This is a genomic window from Acaryochloris sp. IP29b_bin.148 (genome assembly GCF_028285565.1).
GTDB lineage: Bacteria > Cyanobacteriota > Cyanobacteriia > Thermosynechococcales > Thermosynechococcaceae > Acaryochloris.
In genome coordinates this window covers 1-13,170 of sequence record NZ_JANQOY010000010.1, presented here as the reverse complement: position 1 = coordinate 13,170, position 13,170 = coordinate 1, and the positions used below count along the sequence as shown (strand labels likewise).

The following is a 13,170-nucleotide window of genomic DNA, read 5'->3' as shown; positions in this document are numbered from 1 at the left end:
GATGCTGTTGGCGAATGTACTACGAGAGAATTATTTGTATTATCACTACCCCAAAATGTATTCGTTCTAAGGAGTAGCTAACGCCGCAAAGCGCGATGTTCGGGTTTGGGCGTGCGGCTTACCCTGCAGCCATGACACAATGCGTTTTATATTGATCGAAGTACTTGTGAGCACATGCTGTAAGTGTGTTTTGGCTAATCCTAAATAGCGCGATCGCCTCATTCCAAAGGCATTGACTCCTTGAGAAATGGTTCCTTCTATCCCTGCCCGTTTGTTGTAAGTTTGTTGCCATTCTTCTGTATGTTGTCGTTCTCGAACCTCTTGCATTGCCTGATGCCTTTTTTTCGGGCGGAGGGTTAGGGACCTCGCTTCTGTGGGTGATCGAGTGCATAAAGCACGATGTTCACACAATCGACAATCCGTGCGGGAGAACCTGACAACAATCACTCGGTTACCCCAAGCATCTTTTGCCCTTTTCCATGTGCGGCTTTTTTTACCTTGCGGGCAAGTGACCCGCCGCGTATTCCAATTGATCTTGAACTGGTCTAAATCATATGCCTCAGGATTTTTGGCTTGCCAACTTGAGTTGGGCCGTGTGGGGCCAATGAGTGTCACTCCATATCGATCTTGGCTTGTTACCAGCAATTCACTATCAACATAGGCGGAGTCAACAATATGTTCACCTGGAAGTAAATCTTTGAGTTTCAGTGCCTTGTGTACTTTTTCAGTCTGATCGACATCAGCAAGATGGGCATGGGTAGTATGGACATGAGTAATCAGGTGCATCTGATTCTCGTCACAGGATTCTGTCAAATGTACTTTGTAGCCGACCCAGGTAGTGGTTCTCTTATTGGCATAATGAGCCTCAGGGTCGTAGGGTGAATCAAAGCGCTCACCTGCAGGGGGCAAATCCTTCGCAGGGCGAAGTCGGACTTTGCCCCGTTCGACGAAGTATTGATGAACCCAAGTCTGACGCATAATCTCAATAGTTGGGATTTGGCGTAGATGACTCGGAGTACTCTCCTGCCAAAGCTTTTCTAGTAATTGAATTCCATCTTCGCCAATCATTTCGGCGTGTTTTTGACGGGCTGCTATTCCCTTGGGCAGGTGATACTCTTCTACGGGTAGTGCGTAACGGCTGTACCACTCTTGTGGAACCCATTGCTGCAACCAATCAGGATCAACTCTAGCGATCTCGTTCAAAACTGCTCGCAAGGTTTCTCCAATGCCTTCAAGCCGATTCAGCATCCGAATATGAGCAATGACATGGGTTGCATCTGTCCGCTGCTGACCACCTGCTTTGATCCATTTCTTTTCTACACATTGTTGCAACAGGAGATCGAGTAGGTCCGGTTCAGTATGACTTTGAATGAGACGCTGACGGAATTCGCTTAGCACCGAAAAATCAAATCCCGAATCAGTTAATTCAAGTCCTAGGGCATATTTCCAATCAATTCGACTGCGAACTGCATCTGCTGCTTGTCGGTCAGTCAGTCCTTCCATAAACTGCATGACACAGATTAAAGCTAAGCGCCAAGGACTAATAGCAGGTTGACCTTGAGCTGGATATAAAGCTGAGAAGTCTTGATCGGTGTAGATTGTTCCTATCTCATCTTTTAAAGCCATCAATACATTGCCTTTAGGGAATGCAGCACGGGCAACACGAACAGTTTCTTCAGGGATAGGACCAGGAGCATACGGTTGAAGTGACATAGTGTTGAGAGTTCTGGTAACGATTAGTTTGAATACTCAACTAATTATCAACGCTTATTTTTTTGCTAGAAAGCAAAGTAAAATCAGGCTTTGATAATACAAATAATTCTCTCGTAGTACATTCGCCAACAGCATCCATGGCTGAGCATATGTGGACAGAATTGGTCCTCCATGCCTTAGAGGCTGCCTTAGGACAACGGATACCAGCACAGACTGGATTAATCTTTCATTCTGACCGAGGCAGGCAATATGCCAGTGGGGACTACCAACAGGCTTTAATCAAGAACGGGAAGGTGTAGTACAACCAGACACCATAAGAGATGATCTCGGTAGGGAAATGGTGTCTTTTGTAGGAAATGCTCATCCCTTAATCGTGGCATAGTCTCGGGTACGGTGCCATATCAGTTAAGTTGACAATACCATTGACTGACCTTATTATCCCGATTGCGTTCCATTACAAAGATTCTCTTGAGTTGCAGAAGCAGGAACCTCACCCATTCTCGCCTGCGGTTGCCGATGCCCAACAAAACGCTCTAGGGCAATTAATGCCCGATTGTAGTCAATAATCGCCTGTAAGCGATTACTACGTGTGCGAGTCAGTTCCGTTTCGGCATTACTGACTTCTAGTTGAGTGCCAATACCAGCCCGCAATCGTAGCCGGGCCAGTTCTAAGCTCTGCTCGGCTTGGGTCACTGCACATTCATTTGTGCCAATATTCTTAAAGCTCGATTGCAGGGTAAAGAAGTTCTGCTCCACTTGGAACCGAATTAAATTTTTAAAGTTCGCAAACTGAGTTTCGGCAATCTTGGCTTCTAATGCTTGTTGCTTTGCATTAGCTTTAGTGGCCCCGCCATCAAACAGTGTCTTTGTTACCTGTCCTCCGAGGGCATACCCAAAAGCTTCGGTGGGATCGCTTAAATCAACGGCAAAGGTTCCACTGGCCGACACACTCACTTGAGGGCCAAAACTCCCTTTAATCAGCCGCTCATTCTGCTGAGCAATCTGACGTTGATCCAATAGTTCTCCTAACTCAGATCGATTTTGCTGTGCTTTAACAATCGTATCTGTGATCGATAATGGCCATAGACCTGCAATCTTGACGGGATCAGCAGCAGACAGCGCTGCTTGGGGATTAAGGCTTAACCGTTGAGCTAACTGGCGACGGGCCGTTTGTTGCTGACTTTGGGCCTGGGATAGCTGCTGCTGTTGGTTTGCGAGTTGGACTTCGGAACGCAAGACATCAAATCGGGTTCCCAACCCCGCTTGTTCTAATGCCTGAGTGTTTGCTAAGGTTTCTTCTGCATTTTTGACCGCAGCCCCAGCAATCTGGACTAACTCATCTGCCTGCTGCATATCGTAATAATCGTTGGTGACGTCTAGACCGAGCTGTTGTAGCTCTGTCTCCAGCGATTTTTCAGCTGCCTTGACTGCAGACTGGGCAGCCTGAATACTGGCCGGTCGTTGCCCTGAGGTGAATACATCATAGTCTAGCTGCACACTAGAGTTAAACAGATTGCTGACTGAAGAAGGTCTACTATCTCGAACCGTTTGGAGATCAGCTTGTAACCCCTGAATAGTCTGATCCACAATGGCTGCTTGCACTGGATTCAGGCCAGGTAATTGAGCTTGTAACTGCTGAATTTGGTTTTCAATCGCAGAGATTTGTGCTTCTTCATTTTGTTTAATGGCAATACGGGTAGTTGCTGAATCGATTCGATTCACACTAGCTTGAGCAGTAGCAGTTGGTAGCTTCGCTGCTTTGGCTTCCGCTAAGGCCGCTTTGGATTGACGTAGCTGTAGCTCAGCTATCTGTAAATCTCGGTTATTTCGTTTTGCCAGTTCTAGGGCTTGCTGGAGCGTAATCGCCTGATCGAGATTAGGATCAACCTTGACATCCCCTGGGGTGGTCGGTACATCTAATACCTTTGGATCGGGATTTAAGGGATTTAAATCCGTTGCAGGTAAGCGCAGGGATTGCTCATTGAGGTCCGACGGAGTGAACTCACTGGCAGAAGACGGATCTTCTTGAATCGGGAAGGTCTCCTCTTGCGGCTGAGCCACAGCCAACGATCCACCTAATATCAAGGTTGCACTCAGGCAACTGGCTTTGCCCCATCGTATCCACTGCATCTGTTTCATGACTGCTACAGAACCTGCTGTCTTCGTCTAGTACTCTACCAAATCTACTCTCAGCTGTTACTTTTATTTGCAAGAATCTCTTTAGATACTCCTGCGAAATAACGAAATTTGCTTTAGCAAAACCTGCCGAACAGGGAATCTTGAGGATAGTGTTCTGTGCTGGTTGGCAATCTGGTTATGCCCCTATCTGTGAGTGTTCGTGACATTCAGACCTTAATTCTGTCCTATCACCCCGTTATCGTTATTGAAACCTTAGAAGAAGAACGTGTCCAAACCCTCCTTAAACAAGCCACCCAGGAAATGTCTATTCCCATGTTTGAGTGGAGTATTGCCCAAGGACTGATCCGTTCTCCTGGCACCTTTGATGCCCCTTGGGTGAATGAATATGCCCCCCCTGGCACCCTCAAACCCGCAGCCATTGGTAATACGGCTGAACCGTTGGCTGTTCTTAAACATGTGCAGGATATGACGATTAAGGCTTTGTTCTGGCTTAAGGATTTTGGCAAACATTTCGAAGATCCTGAAACGGCTCGTCACTTTCGAGAAGCGGCCCAGCTTTTTTCTCAAAAGCGCTCAGCTTTTGTGCTGACAGGGGACAACATTGAGCTACCCAGAGAAATTGAGCATGATGCCGTGGTGTATGACTTAAAATTGCCCGATCGCGATGAACTTTCCAAAACCGTTAAGGACGTGGTGCGGGCCATGAGACATAAACACCGCACGGTTGTCGAGCTGCAAGACCAAGATATGCAGGCTCTGGTGCAAGCTATGACGGGGATGACTTTGAAGCAAGCTCGGCAGGTGTTAGCCTATGCGGCTCTGGATGATGGCAAGCTGACCACCGGGGATGTAGAACGCATTCTGCACCGCAAAGCTCAACTGATTCGGGCCGGTGGGGTTCTTGACTATCTCCCGGTCGAAGATAATCGCGTGGAATGGGGTGGGTTCGCCAACCTTAAGCAATGGCTAGCTCGGGCTCAAGTGGGGTTTAGTCCAGCAGCAAAAGCGCTGAATTTATCGCCTCCCAAAGGGATTTTAATTGTGGGTATCCAGGGATGTGGCAAATCTCTCGCGGCAAAAGCGATTGCTAGAGAATGGAAGATGCCCTTACTTAAGCTGGATGCAGGCCGTCTGTACGACAAGTATGTGGGGGAGTCGGAGAAGAACTTTCGCAAAGCTATCTCTTTAGCGGAATCCATGTCGCCTACGGTGCTATGGATTGATGAAATCGAAAAAAGCTTGGGGGCCACAGGATCTGATTCAGACGGCGGGTTGAGTCGCCGGATGTTTGGCTATTTCCTCACTTGGATGCAGGAAAAATCGCAGGAAGTTTTTGTGGTGGCGACTGCTAATGATATTTCTCAGATTCCCCCTGAACTCCTACGTAAAGGTCGCTTTGATGAGATTTTTTATGTGGATTTGCCGGACTTACAGGAGCGCGGGGCAATTCTGCGGATTCATCTCACCTTACGTCAGCAGGATCCGAGTCACTTCGACCTGCCTACCCTCTTGCAAGCGACGGAAGGCTATAGTGGTGCTGAAATAGAGCAAGGCGTTGTAGCGGCCCTTTATCGATCGCTGTACCTAGAGAAGCCGTTGGATACGGATCTCCTGGTCCAGGAAATTCAAGCGATGATTCCCTTATCGGTGTCTCGGCAAGAACATTTACAGCAGCTCCGTGCCATTGCCAAGGATCGGTTTATGAATGCCCGATAAATGGCTGCTATTGTCAGCCCCCACCCTGCTCTAAATGTGTCGTTCCCCCCTTCGTCTGTAAAGTTCCAATTTGACGGTTTGATTTATGCATAGACCTGCCTCTTTAACCGCATTCCTGTTAGGTACCACGACCGCCCTAGTTTGGATACAACCGCAAGCCCAGGCACTGAGCGCGGTAGAGGTCAGTAAACTCGCCAAAAGTGTCACGGTGCGGATTAGCAGCCCAGCAGGGATAGGTTCTGGTGTCATTGTTCAACGGGAGGGAAACACATATTCCGTGGCGACAGCTGCGCATGTGGTTGACCGTCCCAACACCTATGAGATCCAAACGCCTGACCAGCAAGTCCATACGATTAAGACATCTGGCATTCAAACACTCCAAGATGTCGATCTGGCCGTTGTTCAATTCAATAGCAATAAAACCTATGCAGTGGCAAAAATGGGAAATGCGAATCAGGCCCCTGAAGGAACGTCCATTTATGTTGCGGGTTTCCCCGCTCAGACATTGGCCTTAACTGAATCGATTTACAACTTCACGGAAGGTAAAGTGACTGCCAATGCCACCCAACCTCTTGCCGATGGTTATGCTCTGGTGTATTCCAATAGCACCTTGCCAGGGATGAGTGGTGGACCAGTCTTGGATGATCAGGGGCGATTAATTGCTATTCACGGTCGTGCCGATACTGCGACTATCCAACCCCAAGATCAAGAGACTAATCCTGAGATTTATATCAAAACTGGATTTAATTTGGGGATTCCCATCAATACCTTCTTGAGCTTGTTACCTGTCGGGGGAATAAAGCTGGATTTGGGAACATCAGCTCCTCGCCCTCAAGCTGAGGAGCCCACTGCGGCCGATTTTTATCTAAAGGGAGGTGAAAAACTCAACCGGAAGGATTATCAAGGTGCGATCGCAGATTTCACCCAGGCCATTGACCGAAATCCCGATTATGCCGAAGCCTATTACAGTCGCAGCCTCGGCCACTATCGCCAACGGAATTCTACTCAAGCCATTGAGGATCTTACCCAGGCCATTGACCGAAATCCCGATTATGCTCAAGCTTACCTTCAACGGGGCGTGGTTCAGGCAAATTCACGAAATGCTGTAGCTTCTCTTAATGACTATCGCCAAGCCTTAAGACTCAGTCCCTTGGATGCCACGATCCTCTATCGGCAGGGGCTATCACAAGTACATTTGCGACAATACCAAAGTGCTCTTAGAACCCTTAATCGGGCTCTAGCCTTCAATCCCAGACTGGTCGAGGCCAAGGTTATGCGCGGAGTCGTTCAAGTCCTCAACAATACCTCAGGCAGTTTTAATCCCGCAGATCAAGCCAAAATTATTGCAGAACTGAGCCAGATTAGGCGTTTACCCTTTAACGCCACCATTACGGATATTCAAAAGGGCTTATTGAGCAGTTTGCAAGGCGATCTACAAACAGGGACTCGCCAACTGCAAACTGCGGCATTCAAAGCTCAACGGGAAGGGGAGAACCAACTCAATGACATTATTCGAGCAACCATGCTGAAATTGTCTCGGCGGTAAGAGAGTGGGAATAACGCTTAGTCTTCATAAATGCGCGCTTCAGGGGCATTAGGAAACTCTTCACAATATTGTTCAAAATTGCTCTTGGGCTTTTCCACAAAATCGCTTTTTTGCAAGATGTCACTAATTGAAATAACGCCCAGCAAGTGATCTTTGACTACGGGGGCTCGGCGAATGCCTGTGTTGGCAAATAGACGGGCCACATACTCGACACCCAAATCAGGATTGACCACAATACAAGGCTTGGTCATGATCTCGTAGATTTTCATCTTTTTAGGGTCATGACCAAAGGCAGCCACTTTGTAAACAATATCGGTCTGAGTCACCATGCCATAGGGATCGCCTGCGTAGCGAGGTTCCACAATTAAAGCCCGAATACCTTTAGCTTTCATCATGGCTACTGCCTCTGCGACTGTGGCTGAACCACTAATGGCAACCACCTCGCGAGTCATGATTTCTTCCGCTCTCATCATGGTTTTAGACTCCTTTGAATTTGCGATTAAATAACGAATAAGGGGATTAGCGCCTTAACATTCAGCGTCAGGCGTTGGCTTTACTGGGTAAGGTTGCCCACGAGGAGGAGGCTGGAGAACTGGGTCTGTTGCGAGGGCGTTGATAGGTGGAAATTCCTTCTGCATAGGCCTCGACGACTTGACCATTGACGGCACAGGAAACGAACAAATAGTCGCAACTTGGACATTCGACCTGATTGACCAAGCCTCCAGGACATTTGAGATGAGTGGGATATAAGCTACTGAACACGAGCCGTCGTGCTGCAGCACCGCATTGCGGACAGCAGACGGCTTGGGCCGTATTTGTTGCAACGTGACTCATACTCATCTCCGGGTCAACGATCACTCGATCCTTAAAGATGTTGCTCAAGGACAGCTGTAAATTTCTCGTAGGGATTCATTCCCACCAGCGTTTCCACCAGCTCGCCAGATTTGAAGACCAATACAGCCGGAATGCTACGAATTCCGTACTGTTTGGCGACACTTTTATTCTGATCAACATCCACTTTGACGACTTTGGCTCGTCCGTCATAGGCGGTTGCCAATTGGTCCATCATGGGACTCACCTTTTTGCAAGGACCACACCAGGTGGCGGTGAAATCGACGACAACCATCGATTCACTTTGAATTAACTGATCAAATTCGCTGTCTTGAACGTAGGATACAGAACTCATAGGAATTATGGGGGTTAAAGTAGGGCGTCTTCTTGATGGGTTTGAATTGTGCAATCTGAAGCTGGGTAGGCCACACAGGTTAAGACAAATCCAGCATCCATTTGATCGTCATCTAGAAAAGATTGATCGGATTGATCCACTTCTCCAGAAACGAGTTTGCCTGCACAAGTTGAACAAGCACCGGATCGGCAGGAAACGGGCAGATCAATATCATTCTCTTCTGCTGCATCGAAGATGTATTGATCATCCTCTACCGCAATGGTGGCATCGATACCTTCTGCCTCATTAATTAACCTGACATTGTAGGTGGCCATCGATATGGAATCCTTCTAAGTTTGATGGTTTAAAGCTGGACGGTGAGCAAGATAGTAACGGTGACAAATCACTTCTGAGGGGAAATACCCAAGGGATTTGTCCAGAGTAGGTTTATCCAGTGGAACCTAGCCTTTAATCGAAAAATGGGTCTAACTGCGCCTAAACGGCTATTTGGAGGAGTGATTGATCTCAACTTGAATTAAGATGGTGAGTATTACCAGAGAATTTGGCATTCAATTGAAAGGAAAAATAGCTTAGTGTTGGACTAAAACCTTTTTCTCTTAGATGCTTTTGCTGGTAATGCTCTCGGCGATATGAGTGTTACATTCCTCTACTATACACCTTAAAGGTATATTTCTGCTGTCTTGATATAGTGGAGATAAAATTCTCTGTAACATTTCTTTGGAAGAATCATTTACGCTAATGTCTGCTGCAAAATGGGATATCAATGAGGTGAGTCAGCGCCTGAATCAAGGCCGTCAAGCAAAGGCTGCCCAAGGGGGATATGCAGGCTATGGTTCTCCGCCCTTTGGTCAAGAGTCTTGTCAGGGAGAATTAGTCGACAATCCCCGAGAAAAGCAAATCATTGAACTGATTCGTCGCCATCATAAATCGGGTAAATCTCTGCAACAGATTGCGAATTGGCTCAATCAACAGGGGTATCAGACGAAACGCGGCAACCAATGGCAGCGAATTTCCGTGAAACGAGTGTTAGACCGTCTATATGGCAAAATGCCCCGAATCTCTGGTGTGACCCAGTCCAATGCCTCTTCCTCTAAGAAGTCAGGCTCATGCTAATCATGGTCTTGGAGCGGTCCTTGGGGACGGGCTGGTTTTTCCCTGTCGGTAGAGGACCTGATGCAGCAAACTGATCCAATGATGTGCACGCCGAATCTGGAAGATGCCATCAATTATCATCCCTTGGTCGTGTCTCCAGAAATGGCTTTGGTGGATGTGATTGCTCATCTCAGTCAGGCACCCTTTAGTCACTGCACCTTGGGGGATCTTGCGAGTGAGACCTCAACACCAGAAGCGGTGATGGCTCGCCCGACCTGTGCCTTGATTATGCAAGATGACGAGATTGTCGGTATTTTGACGGAGCGAGATATTGTCCGATTTGCGGCAGCAGGCATGGACTGTGAGCATGTGACCGCTGCGGATGTGATGGCTCATCCGGTTAAAACGCTCCCTTTGGCAGACTTCAAAGATATTTTTGCAGTGATGTTTTTGTTTCGGCGGTATAAAATACGCCACTTGCCTATTGTTGATGATCAAAATCAGCTGGTGGGGGTGGCTGAACCGAGCAGCCTGCGCAAAGTCTTGAAGCCTGCCAATCTCTTGAAATTACGGCGTGTATCGGAGGTAATGTCCACCTCTGTCATCCATGCACCTCCCACCTGCCCTGTTTTAAACCTTGCCCAGTTAATGGCTGAACATCGGGTCAGTTGTGTTGTGATTGTTGAGCCGGCGGCAGATAATGGCCTCAAACCCATTGGCATTGTGACAGAACGAGATATTGTCCAGTTTCAGGCGATGCAGTTTGATATTGGTAAAATTACGGCTGCAGAAGTGATGAGTTCTCCATTATTTTTACTTGATCCAGGAGATTCACTTTGGGCAGCCCATCAACAAATGCAGCAACTTCGGGTTCGGCGATTAGTGGTGTCTTGGAACTGGGGGCAAGATTTGGGAATTGTTACCCAAACGAGTTTGTTGAAGGTATTTGACCCCCTGGAGATGTATGGCATTATCGAAACGCTTCAACAGACGATTCAGCAGTTAGAAGCAGAAAGAGCCACGTATTGGCGTCAACAGAATGCTGAAGTTTGTTGACAATAAAATAAAAATATTCTTCAACAGACTTAGATCTCCGCTGGTTCTAGAGAGAAGTTCTCTAGGTAAAGGGCTAAACGTACCGTAAGAAGCTAGTCTTGTCAGTTTAACTGGGAAGCAGAATCGCCGGGGGTAAAATCCGGCATTCCATTTCTGTCAGACCTAAAGGAAGAAAGCCAGTTCTGGTTGTTGGGTTTAACCACTAGGCAGGGCGTTGTCTAGAGTGCGAGTAGACGTTAGGCCATCTACGTCAGTAGCGCTAAATCTCACGTCTTTTAAGCGTGGGAGTGCGTCAAGTGGCTGCTCATCGAATCCATCATCTGCCCGTGCGAGTGACCATAAGCTTCTGGTGAGAAGCACCCACCGAATACCGACCTCGGCAACAGCTAGAGCAAGCCCTTATCTAGAAATGGAAAGCCCCTTTTAATAGGGAATCCTGGAAACATTGAGGTGCGCCTTTCAGGAATCAGAGTCAGGGCTCATACCTAAACCCCATCAAATTGAAAAGCTAACTGCTGTGGACTTTCGCCCATAGCTTCTAGATTAGAGATTGTCAGACCCAACAGCCTTACTGACTGTTGCTCATCGACATGAGTTAACAATAGCTCTTTCCCTAAATCGAAGATCTCATCAACCCCTTGCAAGACATCATGGGTGGTCTGACTGCGGGTAATTTGTTGATAGTTCGCATACTTGATCTTCAGCGTGAGTGTGTGACCTGAGTGTTGATTTTCCGCGAGCCGCTGATGAACCATAATAGCGATATTCTCTAGCTCTTCCATCAAACGCTGATGGCCTGATAGATCTTCATAGAAGCTGCGCTCTGCTCCAATTGACTTGCGAATCCGATTGGGATTCACCTGACGTTCATCCTTTGCTCTAGCAATCCCATAATAGTAATGGCCAACCTTACCAAACTTTGATACTAATGCTTGTTCAGGCCACTGCAACAAGTCAGCACCAACTTTGATTCCAAGCTGATGCATCTTGGTGGTAGTCACTTTGCCAACTCCGTGAAATTTTTCAATCGGGAGTTGTTGAACAAACGCCTCTGCTTGATGGGGTGCAATCAAAGTCAAGCCATCTGGCTTGTTCAGCCCTGATGCCATCTTTGCTAGAAACTTGTTGGTGGATACTCCCGCTGAAGCCGTCAAATGAGTTTCTTGGCGAATTAGACGCTTAATTTTCTTGGCTATCTCCATCGCAGATGCTATATGCAGCTTGTTCAACGTCACATCTAAATAAGCTTCATCCAATGAGACAGGTTCAACTAAATCCGTGAACTGGCGAAAGATCTCTCGGATCTGACCAGACACTTCACGGTAAACTGCAAAGCGCGGTTTCACAAAAATCAGATCTTTGCACTTCGAAACCGCCACTCTTGAGGGCATAGCAGAGAACACGCCGAACTGCCTGGCTTCATAACTGGCAGCAGCGATCGCACCTCGTTGCTCGGGCCGTCCACCTACCACCACTGGCTTACCCTTCAGTCGTGGATTATCTCTCTGCTCCACTGAAGCAAAGAAGGCATCCATATCCACATGCAAAATTTTGCGCATGGATAGCGTCACTCCACCTCCAAAGAATGCTCAACCAGGAAGCGACCTGCTTCCAATGCCATAGGGCTACTTTCGTAGAACTTACCATCAGTATGGACTTGTTTTTCTGGGGTGACGATCCAACACTGATAGTCCCACTCCAGATCAAGTGAGACACCAACAAGCCATCCCCTTGGGAATCCTACTAATTCAGCAAGTGTATCTATCGCCATAACCACCTCACTGTGGGGAGGCAAAATGTCAACAAAAATATCAAGTTAACACTATTTTAGTACAAAGTTACTATGCTGGTCTAGCAACCCCAAAATCCACTCATGAGAGATCCGAGCATGGTTTCATGGCTACCAAGACCGACTTAACTGAGAAGCAAAAAGCCCTGGACCTAGTGATGAAAAATGTGGAACGGACCTTTAGCACAGGGGCCATTATGCGGTTGGGGGATGCCACCCGTATGCAGATTGAGACAATCCCTACTGGGGCATTACCCCTGGATCTGGCCTTGGGCGGTGGGCTATCTAGAGGGCGAGTGATTGAGGTGTATTTTCACTTTGAGTGGTCAAGAAATACCGATTGCAGAACTAGGTTCTTGGGTGAATGAAGTCTTCATATGGTCCACAAGTTGTTGATTTATTTTGAGAGAGGACTTCTTTTTGGAATCAGGAGTCGTACCCCCTGTTTCAAATGGGCAAACTTTAGCTAGATAAAGACGCTCAACCACTACTCTTAGCAGTGACCTTACACGCTTTTTGGGTGTGTCAAGGTTGCCCATTTATACGCATATGTCATCCAGTGCCGCTACTCCGCATGATTTTCCGTCTCAGCCCACCTCCACTGGCTTTGTTCTGGGGGTAGGCCGAGTCGCTTGGACAACAATATTGACGATGACCCTGTTAGGGAGTGCTGGTGTAGCTGGCGCACTTATGGGTGTGGCCATTAGCTATCGTGACCTTCCTGATGTGAGGTCATTAACGACCTATACGCCTAATGAAACAACGTATATCTATGACATCAACGGCAAGCTACTCACAGGACTACATGAAGAAGAAAATCGCCAGGTCGTCCCTCTGGATAAGATATCTCCCCACCTGAAGCTGTCCGTGCTTGCCATTGAAGACAGCAACTTTTACCAACATAACGGGATTAATCCCGTTGGTATCTTGCGA

Annotated in this window: 13 protein-coding genes and 2 pseudogenes; 7 read left to right on the top strand and 8 right to left on the bottom strand. The window is 47.5% G+C overall.

What is annotated here, in order from left to right:
* Positions 1-66 precede the first annotated feature (66 nt).
* On the bottom strand, positions 67-1,713 hold the full coding sequence (locus tag Q0986_RS00985; RefSeq protein ID WP_299402436.1) for an IS1182 family transposase: 1,647 nt from the start codon (positions 1,711-1,713) through the stop codon (positions 67-69).
* Positions 1,714-1,847: 134 nt separating this feature from the next.
* On the opposite strand from Q0986_RS00985, the pseudogene Q0986_RS00980 reads away from it, so the two are divergent.
* A pseudogene (locus Q0986_RS00980) lies at positions 1,848-1,991 on the top strand (IS3 family transposase); the annotation flags it as partial.
* 157 nt (positions 1,992-2,148) lie between these two features.
* Here Q0986_RS00980 and Q0986_RS00975 read toward each other — a convergent pair.
* Positions 2,149-3,843, bottom strand: a complete 1,695-nt coding sequence (locus Q0986_RS00975) for a TolC family protein (RefSeq protein WP_299402434.1) — start codon at positions 3,841-3,843, stop codon at positions 2,149-2,151.
* 186 nt (positions 3,844-4,029) lie between these two features.
* Here Q0986_RS00975 and Q0986_RS00970 point away from each other — a divergent pair, with 186 nt between their 5' ends.
* Both Q0986_RS00970 and Q0986_RS00965 read left to right on the top strand, forming a co-directional pair.
* A complete protein-coding gene (locus tag Q0986_RS00970) occupies positions 4,030-5,568 on the top strand; it encodes an AAA family ATPase (RefSeq protein WP_299402431.1) in 1,539 nt (512 codons plus the stop codon).
* A gap of 85 nt (positions 5,569-5,653) precedes the next feature.
* On the top strand, positions 5,654-7,114 hold the full coding sequence (locus Q0986_RS00965; RefSeq protein WP_299402429.1) for a tetratricopeptide repeat-containing serine protease family protein: 1,461 nt from the start codon (positions 5,654-5,656) through the stop codon (positions 7,112-7,114).
* Between the two features lie 17 nt (positions 7,115-7,131).
* Here the strand turns inward: Q0986_RS00965 and Q0986_RS00960 are convergent, their stop codons facing one another.
* The 4 genes from Q0986_RS00960 to Q0986_RS00945 all read right to left on the bottom strand — a co-directional run bounded on the left by Q0986_RS00960 (position 7,132) and on the right by Q0986_RS00945 (position 8,614).
* Positions 7,132-7,587 carry a CBS domain-containing protein gene (locus Q0986_RS00960; protein WP_299402426.1) on the bottom strand — a complete coding sequence of 152 codons (456 nt, stop codon included), beginning with the start codon at positions 7,585-7,587 and terminating at the stop codon, positions 7,132-7,134.
* A 67-nt stretch (positions 7,588-7,654) separates the two neighbouring features.
* Positions 7,655-7,948: a hypothetical protein gene (locus Q0986_RS00955; RefSeq protein WP_299402424.1), complete on the bottom strand. Its 294-nt coding sequence runs from the start codon at positions 7,946-7,948 to the stop codon at positions 7,655-7,657.
* A gap of 31 nt (positions 7,949-7,979) precedes the next feature.
* Positions 7,980-8,300, bottom strand: coding sequence for a thioredoxin (gene trxA, locus Q0986_RS00950; RefSeq protein ID WP_299402421.1), 321 nt, complete (start codon positions 8,298-8,300; stop codon positions 7,980-7,982).
* Between the two features lie 14 nt (positions 8,301-8,314).
* On the bottom strand, positions 8,315-8,614 hold the full coding sequence (locus Q0986_RS00945) for a ferredoxin (protein ID WP_299402419.1): 300 nt from the start codon (positions 8,612-8,614) through the stop codon (positions 8,315-8,317).
* A gap of 424 nt (positions 8,615-9,038) precedes the next feature.
* Here Q0986_RS00945 and Q0986_RS00940 point away from each other — a divergent pair, with 424 nt between their 5' ends.
* Both Q0986_RS00940 and Q0986_RS00935 read left to right on the top strand, forming a co-directional pair.
* Complete coding sequence (locus tag Q0986_RS00940) at positions 9,039-9,413, top strand: recombinase family protein (RefSeq protein ID WP_299402417.1); 375 nt, start codon at positions 9,039-9,041, stop codon at positions 9,411-9,413.
* Between the two features lie 60 nt (positions 9,414-9,473).
* Complete coding sequence (locus Q0986_RS00935; RefSeq protein ID WP_299402414.1) at positions 9,474-10,448, top strand: CBS domain-containing protein; 975 nt, start codon at positions 9,474-9,476, stop codon at positions 10,446-10,448.
* Between the two features lie 485 nt (positions 10,449-10,933).
* Here the strand turns inward: Q0986_RS00935 and dinB are convergent, their stop codons facing one another.
* Both dinB and Q0986_RS00925 read right to left on the bottom strand, forming a co-directional pair.
* Positions 10,934-12,007, bottom strand: a complete 1,074-nt coding sequence (dinB, locus tag Q0986_RS00930) for a DNA polymerase IV (RefSeq protein WP_366918482.1) — start codon at positions 12,005-12,007, stop codon at positions 10,934-10,936.
* 8 nt (positions 12,008-12,015) lie between these two features.
* Positions 12,016-12,219, bottom strand: coding sequence for a hypothetical protein (locus Q0986_RS00925; RefSeq protein WP_299402408.1), 204 nt, complete (start codon positions 12,217-12,219; stop codon positions 12,016-12,018).
* Positions 12,220-12,344: 125 nt separating this feature from the next.
* On the opposite strand from Q0986_RS00925, the pseudogene Q0986_RS00920 reads away from it, so the two are divergent.
* Both Q0986_RS00920 and Q0986_RS00915 read left to right on the top strand, forming a co-directional pair.
* Positions 12,345-12,548, top strand: a pseudogene (locus Q0986_RS00920) (DNA recombination/repair protein RecA); the annotation flags it as partial.
* Positions 12,549-12,786: 238 nt separating this feature from the next.
* A partial coding sequence (locus Q0986_RS00915; RefSeq protein WP_299402439.1) for a transglycosylase domain-containing protein occupies positions 12,787-13,170 on the top strand: 384 nt, incomplete at its 3' end.

Coding starts and splice junctions, on each gene's coding strand:
- Q0986_RS00975 (WP_299402434.1), bottom strand. CDS start 3,843: ATGCAGTGGATACGATGGGGCAAAGCCAGTTGCCTGAGTGCAACCTTG.
- Q0986_RS00985 (WP_299402436.1), bottom strand. CDS start 1,713: ATGTCACTTCAACCGTATGCTCCTGGTCCTATCCCTGAAGAAACTGTT.
- Q0986_RS00945 (WP_299402419.1), bottom strand. CDS start 8,614: ATGGCCACCTACAATGTCAGGTTAATTAATGAGGCAGAAGGTATCGAT.
- Q0986_RS00935 (WP_299402414.1), top strand. CDS start 9,474: ATGCAGCAAACTGATCCAATGATGTGCACGCCGAATCTGGAAGATGCC.
- dinB (WP_366918482.1), bottom strand. CDS start 12,007: ATGCGCAAAATTTTGCATGTGGATATGGATGCCTTCTTTGCTTCAGTG.
- Q0986_RS00970 (WP_299402431.1), top strand. CDS start 4,030: ATGCCCCTATCTGTGAGTGTTCGTGACATTCAGACCTTAATTCTGTCC.
- Q0986_RS00960 (WP_299402426.1), bottom strand. CDS start 7,587: ATGATGAGAGCGGAAGAAATCATGACTCGCGAGGTGGTTGCCATTAGT.
- trxA (WP_299402421.1), bottom strand. CDS start 8,300: ATGAGTTCTGTATCCTACGTTCAAGACAGCGAATTTGATCAGTTAATT.
- Q0986_RS00925 (WP_299402408.1), bottom strand. CDS start 12,219: ATGGCGATAGATACACTTGCTGAATTAGTAGGATTCCCAAGGGGATGG.
- Q0986_RS00955 (WP_299402424.1), bottom strand. CDS start 7,948: ATGAGTCACGTTGCAACAAATACGGCCCAAGCCGTCTGCTGTCCGCAA.
- Q0986_RS00940 (WP_299402417.1), top strand. CDS start 9,039: ATGTCTGCTGCAAAATGGGATATCAATGAGGTGAGTCAGCGCCTGAAT.
- Q0986_RS00965 (WP_299402429.1), top strand. CDS start 5,654: ATGCATAGACCTGCCTCTTTAACCGCATTCCTGTTAGGTACCACGACC.